The sequence below is a fragment of the Paenibacillus sp. UNC217MF genome, from assembly GCF_000686865.1.
In the GTDB taxonomy this organism is placed as follows: domain Bacteria; phylum Bacillota; class Bacilli; order Paenibacillales; family Paenibacillaceae; genus Paenibacillus_B; species Paenibacillus_B suaedae.
In genome coordinates, this window is record NZ_KK366029.1 from 1 (window position 1) to 15,763 (window position 15,763).

Sequence of the window (15,763 nt, forward strand, 5' to 3'; positions counted from 1 at the left end):
CGGTACGCGAGCTGGGTTCAGAACGTCGTGAGACAGTTCGGTCCCTATCTGTCGCGGGCGTAGGAAATTTGAGAGGAGCTGTCCTTAGTACGAGAGGACCGGGATGGACGCACCGCTGGTGTACCAGTTGTTCCGCCAGGAGCATAGCTGGGTAGCTATGTGCGGAAGGGATAAGCGCTGAAAGCATCTAAGCGTGAAGCCCCCCTCAAGATGAGATTTCCCAATTAGTAAGACCCCTTGAAGACGACGAGGTAGATAGGTTGGAGGTGGAAGCACAGCAATGTGTGGAGCTGACCAATACTAATCGGTCGAGGGCTTATCCTATTTGATTCAGAGCACGACACTTTCGCATTCAGTTTTCAAGGTTCAAACCTTGTAATTGTATCATGAATCGCGTATAATACGGTGGACAAGCGTATTGCGCACCTTAACGAATTGGAGAGATACCCAAGAGGCCGAAGGGGACGCTTTGCTAAAGCGTTAGGGTGTAACAGCCGCGAGGGTTCGAATCCCTCTCTCTCCGCCAGTTATATTCTGGTGATACAATTGATGATAATATGGCGGTGTAGCTCAGCTGGCTAGAGCGTACGGTTCATACCCGTGAGGTCGTGGGTTCGACTCCCTCCGCCGCTACCATATTACCTTTCTTACAACAACATGGACGCTTAGCTCAGCTGGGAGAGCATCTGCCTTACAAGCAGAGGGTCGGCGGTTCGATCCCGTCAGCGTCCACCATAATATGCCGGTGTAGCTCAGTTGGTAGAGCGGCTGACTTGTAATCAGTAGGTCGAGGGTTCGACTCCTTTCGCCGGCACCATTTTAACCATCCTGGAGCTGTGGTGTAGAGGCCTAACATGCCTGCCTGTCACGCAGGAGACCGCGGGTTCGAATCCCGTCAGCTCCGCCATTTTTATCTCAAGTAAAAGTGGAGGTCAACCCCACTTTTTTTAATTGAATACGGCTTGGTAGCTCAGTCGGTAGAGCAAAGGACTGAAAATCCTTGTGTCGGCGGTTCGATTCCGTCCCAAGCCACCATTGCAAAATGGAGGATTAGCGAAGTGGCCAAACGCAGCAGACTGTAAATCTGTTCCCGTCCGGGTTCGGTGGTTCGAATCCATCATCCTCCACCATTTGCGAGCCATTAGCTCAGTTGGTAGAGCACCTGACTTTTAATCAGGGTGTCGAAGGTTCGAGTCCTTCATGGCTCACCAGTTTATTCAATCAATCTCAGCGGAAGTTGAGGTTTTTTTGTATGTTCACAACTATACCGAATGTAGGTGAAGACAGCATGAACAAGTGGATCATACGAGTGATTGTGTTTGTGGCAACTACGTTTATTGGCTTTGGTATTGCAAAATGTTTTGACGCAATCGGGAAGCCAAGGATAGCGGGTATTATTTATGCGTGCAGTATAGTGGCCGTGTTGGCTGCAGAAGAATGGATGGGAATGAAACAAAACAAACAGGTTGCTAAACAACGCATATAACACTCATCATACATAAGTACCGGACTGGGATTAGCCAGTCCGGTTTTTTTGTATCTTGATATGGTACAATGGAAGTAATTTATGCTGGATGAAATGGGTTGAGAGCGATGATGGATAAGCAAGCATTACAACTGCAAATCGAGCGACTAACAGGTATGCGCTTAGAGTCGCAACACATATCAACGGCACAGTGGGAAGATTGGATATCAGCAGCTGTGGGAGTGAAGGATGGAACTCCATCTCCTCGTACGATGGTGAAGCATGATGAGGAATGGTATTTGTTATGGAAGCAGGGTAAGACCACCACCGAAGTCATGAAGCTGCAAGGGAAATCGCTATCGGGACAAGAGCTGCAATGGCTTGAATTAGTGCTGTTGATGCAGCATCAACCGAAACCGGCGATGGATACGGTTCATGTCACGGATGAGCAGCAGGCCTATCTAATCGGTCAATGGATCATCGAGCACATGCGAGATGGAGATACGGCCGCGGAAATTCCGGACTCCTTCTCATGGAAGACGAAAATGTTCACACAGACAGTGCCTTTCTTGCTTGTTGCGGAACATGCTCATCGAGATGGGCCAGGGTACAAGCATTTATATAAACTGCTCAAGTCTTATTTTGGCGGAGAATTGATCCTCCTTCCTTTATCGGATAAGGAGTGGCTGATCTTATGTCCCGAGCAACTGATTCAAGTTAGTGAGGCAGATGAGGATGTAGAAACGAAGGAGACGATGGAAGAGCAGCTTACTTCTTTTTGTCTGGGACTGTATGAGCTGGTGGCCAGTGAATGGGTAGGTGACAGCCAGCTGTCCATTGGGTATCCTTTTGCACCGGTGAAAGGTATGCCGTCGGTCGTTAGCCAGCTGAGAGAAACGATGTACTTGGGGCGGACGTTCCATGTCACAGACAATATTCATCTTCCATGGGAGCTGCATTTAGAACGGCTTGTCAATAGTATACCAGATGCGGTTCGTAAGCAGTTTCTGCAGCGTGTCGTTACGAAGGCAGACAGCTTCAATGATGTAGAAACACTGTCTACGCTGGATACGTTCTTCCAGCATGACTGTAGTGTAAGCGAGACAGCCAAGCGTCTCTATATCCATCGCAATACGCTATTATACCGATTAGATAAGATTAAACATGAGACCGGGTTGGACGTTCGTCAATTTACGGATGCTGTGTTGGTAAAATTGATATTGCTATTGTACAAAGTAACAAAATAGGCCATTCATTTTTTGTGCAGTTTGTGTATGGTCATTTGTACAGGGTTCCGGTAAGATAAATGTATCGAAAGTAACCGATTACATTGTATCTAACTATAAGGGGGAAACGCACATGGCAGGCGTACGTTTAGAACATATTTACAAGAAGTACTCAGGTTCAGATAATCCAACAGTTAAGGATGTTAACCTGGACATTCAAGACAAAGAGTTCCTCGTATTGGTAGGCCCATCTGGTTGCGGTAAGTCGACAACACTGCGTATGATCGCAGGTCTTGAAGAAATCTCTGAAGGTAAATTGTTCATTGGCGACCGCCTTGTGAATGACGTTGCTCCTAAAGATCGCGATATCGCGATGGTATTCCAATCTTACGCGTTGTACCCGCATATGAACGTGTATCAGAACATGGCATTCGGTTTGAAACTGCGTAAGTTCAAAAAAGAAGATATCGACAAGCGCGTTCGTGAAGCAGCTCGCATCTTGGACATCGAGCACTTGCTTGATCGCAAGCCTAAGGCTTTGTCCGGTGGTCAGCGTCAGCGTGTTGCCTTGGGTCGTGCGATCGTTCGTGAACCACAAGTATTCTTGATGGACGAACCACTTTCCAACTTGGATGCAAAATTGCGCGGTCAAATGCGCGCGGAAATCTCCAAGCTTGCTAAGCGTTTGCAAACAACTGTTATCTACGTAACGCATGACCAAATCGAAGCGATGACGATGGGTGACCGTATCGTTGTTATGAAAGACGGTATCATTCAACAAGCAGCTTCCCCGGACGTATTGTACAATCATCCGGTTAACATGTTCGTTGCAGGATTCATCGGATCCCCTACAATGAACTTTATTACAGGTGTATTGTCTGAAGAAGGCGGCAACTTCCGCTTCAAGGCGACTGGCTTGGATGTAGCAGTTCCTGCAGGCCGTGCACAAATTTTGAAGGAAAAAGGATATGTAGGCAAAGAGGTTATTCTCGGCGTGCGTTCCGAAGATATCCATGAAGAGCCAGTATTCTTGGAAGCTTCCCCAAGCAGCATCTTCTCTGCAGCTATCGAAGTTACAGAGAACATGGGTCATGAAATGTTCTTGTACTTGACAGGTGTAGGCAAGGAAACGGTTATCGCTCGTGTAGACGGACGTTCTAACGCGAAAGAAGGCCAAAATGTGAAGCTTGCTATCGACATGAACAAAATCCACATTTTCGACAAAGATTCCGAGTTGAACTTGTTCGAAAGCTAATTGGATACAATAAATAGAAGGCTGGCCCTGAGGGCCAGCCTTTTTTGCATGTTTTTGTTTCGTAATCTGTATGTTCAGTGAAGTATGGATGTTCGGATCGTGGAAGATTGAACCGCTTTTATTTTTGCTCAAAATCGAGGCCTGTTTTTGAATTTCTTAGATCCATAGTCCCCCAATTACTGCAACCCATTCAATGTGGTGCGTACAGGCTGGGAGAAGTTGTTTCCACTTGCTTGATCCCAGTTGATGGACCAGGTCATGACCCCACGGAAGTTGCGATAGCCTGAGGGTTTGATCAACTGATAGGTACCTCCGTATGCCGTTCCCTTGACGAGATATTGCAATGCCTTATCGATATTTGCAGGTGACGTATAACCGCCGCCTGCTGCAGCTGGAGCAGCTGGCAAGCCGATGGCGATTTGGTCTTCGCGCAATGCTGGGAAGCGGTTGGATGCGTTGCCGTTGACCGGGAAGCCTTGCAGCAGCATTTCAGCCATAGCTACTTGGAAATCCGCTGTGCCCTGGCTATAGGAACGTCCATCCAGTGCGGTTATGGAGCCTGTATTGTAATGTTGAACATGAAGGATGTTCAAGCGATCTTTAAATGCATAAATTACAGGCAGATAAGCTCCCCATGGGCCACCGTATGCAACCATGCCACCCTGTACATATGCAGTTTCTGGCGCCATAGTTAGCATGAAGTCTGAGGATTTTCCTTGTAGAATCGTCCGGATTGCGCTAATGAGATTAACAATCTTCGGTGTTGTTGGGTTTTTAAAGTCGGTATCGGCACCAGTCAAGGCAAGCGAGCTTCCTTCCAAATCAATGTCGATTCCGTTGAATCCATATTCTTGAATGAGATCATTCATAGAACGTACGAAACTATCTCTAGCTGTGGTAGAGGTGAGTTCGACGGTTCCATTTGCCCCACCAATCGAAATAAGCACTTTTTTGCCTTGGGATTGAAGTAAAGCGATATCAGCCTTGAATTGTTCCTTCGTTGCGTTGTAAGGAGTGAAGGCCATTGTTACTCGATCGCCGATTGGCTCAGCAAATGCAACCTGGATGATATCGTAGCGCGGAGATATATCCTTTAAGCGGATATTGGTCGATCCATTATCGAAGTTATGCCAGTAGCCGATTAATTGTTTTGAGCCGCTGCCAATCGGAACTTGAGGGGTATCAGCAGTAAGAATGTTGCTGTCCGCAGAACGATTGCCGGCAGCGTCGTAGGCACGAACGAGAATCGTGTAAGAGGTGGCTGCAGTGAGCCCAGTCAATGTGTAGGTCGTGTTGGATGTTGAAGCAGCGTTGGTTCCGTTAAGGAGAATATCATATCCGGCGACGCCAATATTGTCGGTCGATGCATTCCACGAGAGGGTTAAACTGGTTGGTGTAGCAGACAACAGTTGTAATCCTGTTGGGGCAGTTGGGGGTTCTGTATCCACAGGGGCCGTATTCGTATGGACGGCCAGACTGTTGCTCGCTTCTGACCGGTTGCCAGCAGCGTCGAGGGCTTTGATACTGAATGAGTAGGCTGTGTCTGGGGTAAGTCCTTTGGCAGTGTACGATGTGGTATTCGTAGTGCCTGCCAGTTGTGAGCCATTATACACTTCGTAAGATACGACGCCCACATTATCCGTAGCTGGGTTCCAGGCTAATACGACTTCAGTAATGCCAATTGAAGATGCGCGCAGGTTGGTTGGGGCTGTAGGAGGTGTCGTGTCAACAGGCTCATCTGCTGACAGCTTCCATAAAGCAGGGACATTCGGTGGTTCCCAGCCGGTTAGTGAAGTATGCGGCTGAATGCAAGCATAAGTCTTGCCGCTATAGGAGACGAGATCCCCGGTTTTGTAGGCGGTATTCGGTGACCATGGGGCTGCCGCCCCTAAGACAGTGGCAGGGAAGAGTGACAACAAGAGGATAAAGACGAGAGCAAGGGATGAAAATAATTTTGGAAGCGGATTCATTGACAGACGTAAGGAACTTCGTTTCATATGATTGCCTCCTTCGTTCAAATATAAGGTTATGGACGAATGGGCCTGACAAGGAAGTCGTCATAGGTGGATTTCGGATTCATCGTCCTGCTCGCTTAACCTATTTATCAGCCAGGTACGGGAATCGGGATAAATATCATACACCTCCTTATCGATAGGTAGTTTGGAATATTCGTGGAGATAGGGTGATTTTCCTGCATCCCTTCAACAAATATGGAAAAAAATCGTGGAATATGCCAAGGTTGTGCTTGCGAAAGATGGAACGTTGAAAAAAGCTAGTTTTTCCTATACGATGAATACAAAGAGATACGGCATTATTGGCATCATAACAGGACGTAATCGATTGTGAGCAATGCCGGAGACGAAGGAGTGAACGACGATGGCCAAAAAGGTAAAGGTCTCCGAAATGGTGGAACAGTTCCACCTGGAGGTGCTGGCTGGCGATACAGGCTTGAAGCGAACAATTACTGTTGATGATTTACATCGCCCAGGCCTCGAGATGGCCGGGTATTTCGAATATCACCCGAAGGAACGAGTACAGCTTCTTGGTAAGACTGAGCTTGCCTTCTTCGAAATGCTCTCCCCCGAGACGAAGCGAGAGCGTATGCAATTGTTCTGCTCGGAAGAGATGCCTTGCATCATCGTAACAAGAGGACTCGAGGTTCCGCAGGAAATTCTCGACGTATGTCAGGAGCAGGGAGTGCCTCTGCTGCGCTCGCGCACCGCAACAACGATTCTATCGAGTCGCATTACGAGCTTCCTTGAGAAAAAGCTGGCACCAACGGCTACCATTCATGGTGTACTGGTCGATGTATACGGTGTTGGTATGCTAATTACTGGCGGCAGCGGGATTGGTAAGAGTGAGACTGCCTTAGAGCTGGTTAAACGCGGACATCGTCTAGTAGCGGATGACGCGGTAGAGATCCGTCAAACTTCTGACAATGTATTGCACGGTTCGGCACCAGAGCTGATCCGCCATCTGCTTGAAATTCGCGGTATCGGCATCATCAACGTGATGACGTTGTTCGGGGCAGGTGCTATTCGGAACAATAAGCGAATCAGCGTGGTCATCTCTCTAGAGAATTGGCAGCAAGATAAGCAATATGATCGTCTTGGCATTGATGAAGAGACAACGAGAATTATTGATACGGATGTCCCTCTTGTTACCGTACCGGTTCGCCCAGGTCGGAACTTGGCCGTTATTATTGAAGTAGCAGCCATGAACTATCGCCTCAAGCGTATGGGTTACAATGCGGCATTGCAGTTTACGAACAAGCTGACGGAAACGATTGCCGAGGATATGGACGATTTCGATTGATCATCAGTGTAGCCTAATATAATGAAGGAGTGTAGAGCATGGCAACGATGCTGCTAGACCCGATAGCCATTCAGCTCGGACCATTGAAAGTGCATTGGTACGGGATTATTCTTGGTACCGCTGCACTGGTTGGGCTGCTGCTTGCGATTCGGGAAGGGAAGAGATTTGGCATATCCCAAGATTTCTTTATGGATTTGGTATTGTTCGGTGTACCCTCCGCATTAATCGGGGCACGCGCGTATTATGTCGCGTTCAAGTGGGATGAATATAAGGACAATTGGGTAGATGTCTTTAAAATATGGAACGGGGGCATTGCCATCTACGGTGCTCTCATAGGTGCAGTCATCTGCGCGCTCATCTATGTCCGTAAGAAAGGATATACTTTTTGGCGGATTGCAGATATTTGTGCACCAGGACTTCTCATCGGACAAGCGATTGGACGGTGGGGGAACTATGTGAATCAAGAAGCATATGGAGGGCCGGTTGAGGAATCATTTTTGCGCAATAGCTTGCACCTCCCTGATTTTATTGTGAATCAAATGAACGTCCAAGGCACATTCCATCACCCAACCTTTCTGTATGAGTCTCTGTGGAGCTTCATAGGAGTGTTGCTGTTATTCGGCTTGCGACGTCTGCGCAGTGTTCGCAGTGGTGAAGTATTCATCAGCTACCTCATTTGGTATTCCATCGGCCGATTCTTTATCGAAGGCCTTCGCACGGATAGCTTGGCTTACCAAGGTTCAGACTGGGTAGTGTCGCTTATTGATGGATTGTGGTCGCCAATGACGGTCGTATTCGAGCCAGGCTTCCTTGATCCTGCGTATGGAAATGTACGTATCTCGCAGCTGCTAGCGATCTTCTTGATTGTGGCCGGTGTAATTATGATTATTATTCGTCGTATGACTGGTGCCGCGCGAGTTCCTTATCATGCGCCGATCGTGTCAACCCTTCGTACGGAGGCTGCTGCTGGTAGCACGAAAAAAGCAGTGACGACACAGGTGGATAAGGCCGAAGAGAATGTACATGATACAGGAGCATCTGCGGAAGAGCATTCAGACAATGCACAATCGGAAACTGTGAACACCGAAACTGCACAAACCGAAGCTGCACAAACCGAAGCTGTGCAGGAATCATCTGACATTGATGATGCGAATGAAGCGAAAGATAACCAACTACAAGATCATAACGAGAGCAAGAAGGAGTAATTAATGAAAATGATACGAACGGTACTGTTTGACTTAGACGGCACGATTATCGACACGAACGAGCTGATTATCGAGACATTTCTCCACGTTCTGCGGGACAAGACGCCGTCACCGTTCACTCGTGAACATATTATCCCGAGTATGGGATTAACGCTTGAAGAGCAGCTTCGAATTTTTACAGGGCAGGATCAGGTGGATGAACTGGTAGCAGCGTATCGTAAATACAATTTAGAACGCCATGATGAGCTTGTTCGTGAGTTTCCTTATGTGAAGGAAGTGATGGCGGATTTGCATGCATCAGGCATTCAGCTTGGTGTCGTGACGACAAAAATGCGGGCGACAACAGAGCGGGCGCTGCGTATGTTCGGACTCATTGATTACTTAAGCACGATTGTTACTGTACAAGATGTCAATCATCCGAAGCCGCATCCTGAACCGGTGCTGCGAGCCGTTGAAGCACTGCAGGCAAATCCAGCACAGACAATTATGGTTGGTGATAGTCCGGCTGATATTCTATCTGCGAACGCTGCCGGCGTAATATCATGCGGTGTAGCTTGGTCGCTGAAGGGAGAAACTGTCCTTAGCCAATACGAGCCACGCCATATTATTCATGACATGCGGGATCTGTACGCATTGGTCGGATTGGAGCGGAAATAGAAGTGAGAGATGTGGAGCGGCATCCTGTCGAAGGGCCGAACAGTCTATGGCAAATCTACCGAACCGTCAGTCCTTGGAAGGGAATGTGGAATTTCATTTGCATTCAGCTTGCACGATACAGCCCCTCCTTGCGTTTGAAGTTGTGGATATATCGCAAGCTGCTGCGCATGAAGGTAGGTGAATGCACAGCCTTCGGTCTAATGGCGATGGTGGATGTCTTTTTCCCTGAACGAATCGAGATTGGGGATAATACGATAATCGGCTATAATTCCACGATCTTAGCACATGAGTATTTGACACACGAATATCGGCTTGGAACGGTTCGGATTGGCAGTCATGTGATGATTGGAGCCAATAGTACGATCTTGCCGGGTGTCACGATTGGGGATCACGCTGTTGTCGCGGCGGGAACAGTCGTGCATAAAGACGTATTGCCTGGTCAAATGGTTGGCGGCAATCCCATGCGGGTTATTCGGGATGCAGCTCCCATGATAGAAGCATCCTCACAATAGAAGGATAAGCTGAGAAGTGGTAGGAAAGGGGCTCCCCACCTGCCACTTTTTTTGGTATTTACAAACAATTTGAATATGGAAACAAAAATGACAACACTTGCGAAGTATGTTAGATTAAAATAAATGTAATGTTACTGGAAGAAGAGGGAAGTTCGACATGCGAAAGAAACGCACTGTAGGTGTCATATTGCTCATAGCTCTTCTAAGCAGCACGTTGTTCTTGAATACGGATGGGGTACAGGCGCTATCACATCGTATTGTATGGGACGGGTACAACGGTTCGGAAGAGCAGGCATTGTTAATGGGGAATGAATGGTATGTCCCAGCCGACGCCCTGAAGAATGCCTTCGGCATTCAAGTGCGTACGACAGACAAGCAATTAGACCTGGCACCAACGGATAATCTGGACTCACAATGGGTGTATACACCAGTCCATTATCGTGATGAAGTAGTGACACTGATGTACCACAATGTTCAGAAGAATCCAGATAACGTCACATTTATTTCACCGAATCAGTTGGAAGAGCAGATTCAGGCTTTACTCCATAATAACTATCATTTCATTTCCATGGATCAGTATATGAACTTTATGCTTCATGGAGGGTCGGTTCCACCGAATGCGGTCTTGATGACCTTCGACGATGGGTACGAATCTTTCTATACAGAAGTGTACCCGATCATGCAGAAGTACCATATACCTGCGACGAACTTCGTCATTGTCTCTACGATTGACAATCGCAAGAGTGCCGGACGACCGAAGCTGACATGGGAACAGATGCGTGAGATGAAGCGAAATGGAATGAGCTTCTTCAGCCATACGTACAATTCGCATGTATATACGGTGGTTAATGAGCAGGGTTCCTTGAGGCCGATGTTGTCCAAGCCAGAATATTTGAAGAAGCTGCATCGCAAGGAGCCACGCACGGAATTTACAGCGAAGGTTAAAAAGGATCTTAAGCGAGCTGAAGATCGCTTAAAGCAGATGCTTGGCAATACGTATAGTGTGGTTGCCTTCCCGTACGGGGCGTATAACAAGGATGTATTGGAAGTGTGCAAGCAGCTAGGTATTCATGTTACCTTCACGGTAAAGCCAGGTATCAATCAACGGACGACAACAAATGGATTCCGTATAAATGCAGGCAATCAGAAAATTCGAACATCAGAATTATTAGAACGCATGGGGAACAAGGGGAAAAATGTGCAGCTTGGGCGTGCAAAGACTTCCTATACAGTAAGTTGGGATCAAGCACCCATATATTCCGAGCTTACGCCGGTTAAAAAAAAGGACATTTGGTATCTGTCACTGCACCAGCTTCATCAACTATTCGGTATAAAATACGAAATTGACGACGTTCAACAAATTGTGAGGTTGTTTCCCGGGAAATAACCTCGAACGTTGTCATACGATAAAACTTATTATTTGCCGAGTTACCTCTTAGATTCGACACCCTTGATTCCTCGGTATGGGGAGAATGGATGACATGAGCAATAAGTCGAGCATTTCATCTTTATCGATATATAGAGCTATCGCGATGATGGCAGTTCTGTGCATCCATGCTACATCGCAGACGATTAAGGCGACACAGACAACCGACTCATTTGTTGTCTATAATTTTATGAATGTGTTCAGCAAATTTGCTGTTCCTGCTTTTTTGCTGCTGACAAGCTTCGTCATGTTTTATAATTATTGCGACAAAGGATTAACCTCATGGAGCTCCTTAAAGGAATTCTACACCAAGCGATTAAAACTAATTCTTCTCCCTTATGTAATCTGTTCTACTTGCTATTTTCTGTTGAATCATTGGCTTGCCTATCGCAGTCGTGGTCTGGGAGATACCTTACAGGCCTATGTTGTCAGCTTAATTAAAGGAACAGCATACACACACCTATACTATGTCATTATTCTAATTCAGTTTTATTTGATATTTCCGGTTATATTGTACTTCTTTCGCTCCGTAAAATCAGCGATATGGGCCATTCCTATTGGATTTGCCCTACATTGGGGCTTTGTCATTTGGAACAAGCTAGACCTGCATATTGTATACAAGGGGAGTCTGCTTGTGTCCTACTCGATCTATGTCATGGTAGGGGCGTTCATCGGTGTGTATTGGAACCGCATACAAGGTTGGTTCAATGCACTAACTCCTGAAGGCAGCAGACGTGATCGCTGGATTACGGCGGTGGTGTGGCTCGTGTGGATTGCGGCTTCACTCGGCCATGTTCAGCTATGGTATGCAACTTATAAATATGGTATGCGCTTCAATACGTTATGGTATGAGGCAGCTTGGAATGCCCATGCTTTGCTGTCGTGCGTCGTACTCATTCAATTATCTCAATACATTGAACGCAGATTTCCTGAGAGATTCGTGAAGTTAATTACTAGATTCGGAGACGTCTCATTCGGCATTTATCTGATTCATCCCGTGATCTTATATCTCTATCGCAAGATTCCGCTAGGAGGCGGAGACTCGATTAGTTATGCGCTGTATATCGGGGGAGGGTTCCTGTGTGCGTTCCTTCTATCTTGGGCTATTGTAGAATTATGTCATCGCTATATTCCGTTCAGTTGGATGTTCTTTGGGGCGGTACCGAAAAAAAGAAGCGGGAATGTACAGAGGCAGAACCAACCAACACAGACGACAGTGCATCCTCCAAATTAGGTTATCACAATACACGCAGAGGCAAAGGTCTATCCTCATGAAGTTGGATCGTATAACGAACCCCGCAAAGTGAATGGAGGGATGCAATAGTGGCACGGAAAGAACGGATTTCGACTCTTTCTATCGTGCGCGCACTTGCCATGCTTGGTGTTATTAGTGTCCATGCAACTTCGGAAACCGCAGCGATGATGAAGACATCAAGCTTATTTTATGGGTATACCTTTTTCAAGTACGGTACACCAACATTTATTTTACTTAGCAGCATGGTGCTCTTCTATAACTATGGTGCTGGAGATAAGCTGCAGCCTCAGGTGCTGGGGAAGTTCTATAAGAATCGATTTCGCTATGTATTCATACCTTATCTAATCTGCTCAGTCTTCTATTTTATGCTTGTGCAGGTAACTTGGTATCCAGAGCGTTCGTGGAGTGAAGCAGTACCTATGTTCGTTACGAAGCTATTAACAGGAACTGCATATACGCACTTGTATTTTGTGTTTATTAGTATACAGTTCTACTTATTGTTCCCGTTGCTGCTAATGCTATTTCGCTCCCGGCGAGTTGTCGCTTGGGCCATCCCACTCGGCTTGGCCTTGCAATGGGGGTATGTATTATGGAACAAATATGGCGTGCAAATTCCGGCAAAAGGGAGTATTTCGCTGTCATACATAAGCTTTTATTTCGCAGGTGCTTACTTAGGAATTAACTTTCATAAAGTACGCCCTTGGCTTGATTCTTTGGGGCGAGCCTGCTCGGTACGCTATAAGCTGATAACAGGTTCAATCTGGTTGTTATGGCTTGGATTCGCGCTGCTACATGTGCAGATATGGTATTGGACACGCTCCACGGGCAAAGAGATGAACTCACTTATTTATGAACTGCTCTGGAACGGACATACGTTGTTATCTGCAATTGTACTCATCCAACTTGCCTTCTATCTGGAACGCCGTCTACCAGAGCTCGGAAGAAGACTACTGTCTCAGCTTGGGGATCTATCCTTCGGCATTTACCTCATTCATCCCGCGTTCCTTGCCCTGTATCGACAGTTTCCGTGGCATAAGGGGAGCGCATCGTTATATCCAATATTCATCTTTATTGGTTATGTGTTCGCCCTCGGGATGTCATGGATCATCGTGTATGAGGCACTTCGATTTATACCGGGCGCTTCATTTGGATTAGGGGCCCCGCCACGCGATTGGATGCAGAATCGGAAGAATCCAGCCGCAGCAGTTGAAATGATTAGGAGTACGAATGCTTCTTAACGGCACCAGAAGAGCAGGACATGTATACATCTTCTGCACTTAAGGGACACCCTGTATTCTTGCAGCTTGCAAGGATAGAGGGTGTTCCTTTTCTTTTGTGCAGGAAGCTCGGGCTGGGGATTGTGGGGGAGGAGAGAAATAAAGGGAATTGCATTGAAAATGGATTGACGATGAAAATATTACGTGTTAATATTACCAGTAAAATTCTTTGGTTTGCTAATAAGGTAACATGTTAACATATTAACTCACTAAAGCAACTAATTCCGAGGTGACGCAATGACAAAGCCGAGAATGTTCGAGAAGCCTTCGGGTGTTCGTGATTATTTGCCAGAAGCTGTGCGCCGGTTGCGTGCAGTTGAAAGGAAAGCACTTTGCACGATGGATAGCTGGGGCTATGCGCAAATTATTACACCGACAATGGAATATTACGAGACGGTAGGTACGGCGAGCTCAACCTCTGATCACAAGCTATTCAAGTTGTTGAATCAACGCGGTACAACAATGGTGCTTCGTTCTGACATGACTGCACCAATAGCGCGAGTTGTGGCATCCTTGCTCGGCAAGGAGCCGTACCCTATTCGATTGTCTTACCATGCGAATGTGTTCCGCTCAATGGAGGAGGAGGCGGGACGTGAAGCTGAATTCTACCAGACAGGAGCAGAGATGATTGGGGATGGGTCTCCTGACGCCGATGCTGAGGTAATAGCACTGTCGATTGCTTGCTTAGAAGCAACGAGGATTGAACGGTTTAAGGTCGCACTAGGACATCATGGCTTTTTGGAAGGGCTGCTCGAATATGCACTTCCCCAGCAGGACGAGGTACAGACACAATTGAAGCTGCGCCTAGTACAACGGGATGTAGTTGGTTATCGAGAGCTCATTCATAACTTGCCTATAGATCAAGAGCATCGAAGCTGCCTGGAGCAAGTGCTGCATTTGCGGGGAGGCCGAGATGTACTGAAGTCAGCTCGCGGTATAGCTGATGTGCCAGCGATGATGGAATCCATCCATCATTTAGAGAAAGTGTGGGATGTGCTGGAAGCCTACGGGGTGGAAGAGCATATTTTATTGGATTTAACGATGCTAGGTGACTTTTCCTACTATACAGGTACCATATTCGAAGGTTATGCGGCGGATACTGGATTCCCTGTCTTAAACGGAGGACGATATGATAATTTGCTGCAGCAGTTCGGTCGCTCGGCGCCCGCAACTGGATTTGCTCTTCAGACGACCCGTATTGTAGATGCCTTGTCCATTAATAGAGATAGAGTAGATGAAGATATAGCGATACTCACTATTCAATATGATGAGCTTCACCGTCAGGAGGCATTCCGGGAAGCGGCACGCCTGCGGAAGGAAGGTAAGAAAGTGGTGACGCAATATATCGATTCTGTAGGTGAGAAACGATTGGACGGAAGTGTTGAGGCGGGGGTGCAGCCCGATACATGTGGTGATCGAGGAAGCAAGGTGCTTGCCTTCACGAATCGCGCTTGACGACGAAGGAGGAACGACTTATGCAAGATTGGCTTAAGGTTGCAATGCCTAAGGGCCGCATTTACAAGCAGGCATCTGCCTTGTTCCGTCAAGCTGGACTCTATGTTCCAGAGGATGAGGATGAGTCGCGCAAGTTGATTATAGATGTGCCGGAAGCGAGCATGCAGTTCATTATGGCGAAGCCTGTTGATGTCCCGACTTATGTGGAGTATGGAGCGGCTGATATCGGCATCGTCGGCAAAGATGTATTAATGGAGGAAGACAAGGACGTATATGAGCTGCTGGATCTAGGGATTGCACGCTGCCGGATGTCGGTCATCGGATTGCCATCATGGAAGCCGGTCAGCCACTTGCGGGTCGCAACGAAGTATCCGAATGTAGCCTCACAATATTTTCGTGAGCAAGGTCAGCAAGTAGAGGTGATTAAGCTCAATGGTTCCATCGAGCTGGCTCCCTTGATTGGTCTGGCTGATCGAATTGTGGATATGGTGGAGACAGGCAAGACACTGAAAGAGAATGGCTTGGTAGAGCTAGAGGAGATGTTCAGCATTACAAGCCGACTGATCGCCAATCAGGTAAGTTATCGCATGAAGAGCGAGGCCATTCAGAGCTTGTGCGAACGGCTTCAACGGATTGTGCCCCAGACATTGGAGAAGTCAGCGGCCATTCGTTAGGATGTTCTTAGTCATCAGTATGGATGATCAACGAAGTCTAT

13 protein-coding genes, 8 tRNA genes and 1 rRNA gene are annotated in these 15,763 nt (G+C 47.1%); 21 read left to right on the top strand and 1 reads right to left on the bottom strand.

Annotation, left to right across the window (positions count from 1 at the left end):
• The 12 genes from BP95_RS0124285 to BP95_RS0124340 all read left to right on the top strand — a co-directional run.
• Window positions 1-324 (top strand): 23S ribosomal RNA (locus tag BP95_RS0124285); the annotation flags it as partial.
• A gap of 113 nt (window positions 325-437) precedes the next feature.
• Window positions 438-526, top strand: a tRNA-Ser gene (locus BP95_RS0124290).
• A gap of 33 nt (window positions 527-559) precedes the next feature.
• Window positions 560-636: transfer RNA gene (locus BP95_RS0124295), tRNA-Met, on the top strand.
• A gap of 23 nt (window positions 637-659) precedes the next feature.
• Window positions 660-735, top strand: a tRNA-Val gene (locus BP95_RS0124300).
• A gap of 6 nt (window positions 736-741) precedes the next feature.
• Window positions 742-817, top strand: a tRNA-Thr gene (locus BP95_RS0124305).
• A gap of 13 nt (window positions 818-830) precedes the next feature.
• Window positions 831-907 (top strand) — tRNA-Asp (locus BP95_RS0124310).
• 52 nt (window positions 908-959) lie between these two features.
• Window positions 960-1,035 (top strand) — tRNA-Phe (locus tag BP95_RS0124315).
• Between the two features lie 9 nt (window positions 1,036-1,044).
• Window positions 1,045-1,130: transfer RNA gene (locus BP95_RS0124320), tRNA-Tyr, on the top strand.
• Window positions 1,131-1,135: 5 nt separating this feature from the next.
• Window positions 1,136-1,211, top strand: a tRNA-Lys gene (locus tag BP95_RS0124325).
• A 77-nt stretch (window positions 1,212-1,288) separates the two neighbouring features.
• Window positions 1,289-1,486 carry a hypothetical protein gene (locus tag BP95_RS0124330; RefSeq protein WP_139170656.1) on the top strand — a complete coding sequence of 66 codons (198 nt, stop codon included), beginning with the start codon at window positions 1,289-1,291 and terminating at the stop codon, window positions 1,484-1,486.
• 107 nt (window positions 1,487-1,593) lie between these two features.
• On the top strand, window positions 1,594-2,712 hold the full coding sequence (locus BP95_RS0124335; protein ID WP_231515208.1) for a PucR family transcriptional regulator: 1,119 nt from the start codon (window positions 1,594-1,596) through the stop codon (window positions 2,710-2,712).
• Between the two features lie 112 nt (window positions 2,713-2,824).
• Complete coding sequence (locus BP95_RS0124340; protein ID WP_021252862.1) at window positions 2,825-3,946, top strand: ABC transporter ATP-binding protein; 1,122 nt, start codon at window positions 2,825-2,827, stop codon at window positions 3,944-3,946.
• Between the two features lie 176 nt (window positions 3,947-4,122).
• Here the strand turns inward: BP95_RS0124340 and BP95_RS0124345 are convergent, their stop codons facing one another.
• Complete coding sequence (locus tag BP95_RS0124345; RefSeq protein WP_081819971.1) at window positions 4,123-5,943, bottom strand: fibronectin type III domain-containing protein; 1,821 nt, start codon at window positions 5,941-5,943, stop codon at window positions 4,123-4,125.
• 379 nt (window positions 5,944-6,322) lie between these two features.
• On the opposite strand from BP95_RS0124345, the gene hprK reads away from it, so the two are divergent.
• From hprK to hisG, 9 genes are all read left to right on the top strand, one after another.
• Window positions 6,323-7,261 carry an HPr(Ser) kinase/phosphatase gene (hprK, locus tag BP95_RS0124355; RefSeq protein WP_021252860.1) on the top strand — a complete coding sequence of 313 codons (939 nt, stop codon included), beginning with the start codon at window positions 6,323-6,325 and terminating at the stop codon, window positions 7,259-7,261.
• A gap of 38 nt (window positions 7,262-7,299) precedes the next feature.
• Window positions 7,300-8,466: a prolipoprotein diacylglyceryl transferase gene (lgt, locus tag BP95_RS31285; protein WP_036667600.1), complete on the top strand. Its 1,167-nt coding sequence runs from the start codon at window positions 7,300-7,302 to the stop codon at window positions 8,464-8,466.
• A 9-nt stretch (window positions 8,467-8,475) separates the two neighbouring features.
• Window positions 8,476-9,123: a pyrophosphatase PpaX gene (ppaX, locus tag BP95_RS0124365; protein WP_028533453.1), complete on the top strand. Its 648-nt coding sequence runs from the start codon at window positions 8,476-8,478 to the stop codon at window positions 9,121-9,123.
• A 2-nt stretch (window positions 9,124-9,125) separates the two neighbouring features.
• The gene (locus BP95_RS0124370) at window positions 9,126-9,635 is read left to right on the top strand and encodes an acyltransferase (protein WP_021252857.1); all 510 of its coding nucleotides are present in this window, start codon (window positions 9,126-9,128) and stop codon (window positions 9,633-9,635) included.
• Window positions 9,636-9,792: 157 nt separating this feature from the next.
• Window positions 9,793-11,022 (top strand): polysaccharide deacetylase family protein, encoded by a 1,230-nt coding sequence (locus BP95_RS0124375; protein WP_028533455.1) that lies wholly within the window; start codon window positions 9,793-9,795, stop codon window positions 11,020-11,022.
• A gap of 94 nt (window positions 11,023-11,116) precedes the next feature.
• A complete protein-coding gene (locus tag BP95_RS31290; protein ID WP_021252855.1) occupies window positions 11,117-12,295 on the top strand; it encodes an acyltransferase in 1,179 nt (392 codons plus the stop codon).
• An 89-nt stretch (window positions 12,296-12,384) separates the two neighbouring features.
• Window positions 12,385-13,554: an acyltransferase gene (locus BP95_RS31295; protein ID WP_231515191.1), complete on the top strand. Its 1,170-nt coding sequence runs from the start codon at window positions 12,385-12,387 to the stop codon at window positions 13,552-13,554.
• A gap of 276 nt (window positions 13,555-13,830) precedes the next feature.
• Window positions 13,831-15,048, top strand: a complete 1,218-nt coding sequence (locus BP95_RS31300) for an ATP phosphoribosyltransferase regulatory subunit (RefSeq protein WP_036667602.1) — start codon at window positions 13,831-13,833, stop codon at window positions 15,046-15,048.
• A gap of 20 nt (window positions 15,049-15,068) precedes the next feature.
• Entirely contained in the window at window positions 15,069-15,722 is a 654-nt protein-coding gene (gene hisG, locus BP95_RS0124400) for an ATP phosphoribosyltransferase (protein WP_021252851.1), read from the top strand.
• The last annotated feature ends 41 nt before the right edge of the window (window positions 15,723-15,763 follow it).

Excerpts from the sequence above, each read along its gene's own strand:
- BP95_RS0124335 (WP_231515208.1), top strand. The coding sequence starts at position 1,594 with ATGATGGATAAGCAAGCATTACAACTGCAAATCGAGCGACTAACAGGT.
- BP95_RS0124330 (WP_139170656.1), top strand. The coding sequence starts at position 1,289 with ATGAACAAGTGGATCATACGAGTGATTGTGTTTGTGGCAACTACGTTT.
- ppaX (WP_028533453.1), top strand. The coding sequence starts at position 8,476 with ATGATACGAACGGTACTGTTTGACTTAGACGGCACGATTATCGACACG.
- hisG (WP_021252851.1), top strand. The coding sequence starts at position 15,069 with ATGCAAGATTGGCTTAAGGTTGCAATGCCTAAGGGCCGCATTTACAAG.
- lgt (WP_036667600.1), top strand. The coding sequence starts at position 7,300 with ATGGCAACGATGCTGCTAGACCCGATAGCCATTCAGCTCGGACCATTG.
- BP95_RS31290 (WP_021252855.1), top strand. The coding sequence starts at position 11,117 with ATGAGCAATAAGTCGAGCATTTCATCTTTATCGATATATAGAGCTATC.
- BP95_RS31300 (WP_036667602.1), top strand. The coding sequence starts at position 13,831 with ATGACAAAGCCGAGAATGTTCGAGAAGCCTTCGGGTGTTCGTGATTAT.
- BP95_RS0124375 (WP_028533455.1), top strand. The coding sequence starts at position 9,793 with ATGCGAAAGAAACGCACTGTAGGTGTCATATTGCTCATAGCTCTTCTA.
- hprK (WP_021252860.1), top strand. The coding sequence starts at position 6,323 with ATGGCCAAAAAGGTAAAGGTCTCCGAAATGGTGGAACAGTTCCACCTG.
- BP95_RS0124345 (WP_081819971.1), bottom strand. The coding sequence starts at position 5,943 with ATGAAACGAAGTTCCTTACGTCTGTCAATGAATCCGCTTCCAAAATTA.
- BP95_RS0124340 (WP_021252862.1), top strand. The coding sequence starts at position 2,825 with ATGGCAGGCGTACGTTTAGAACATATTTACAAGAAGTACTCAGGTTCA.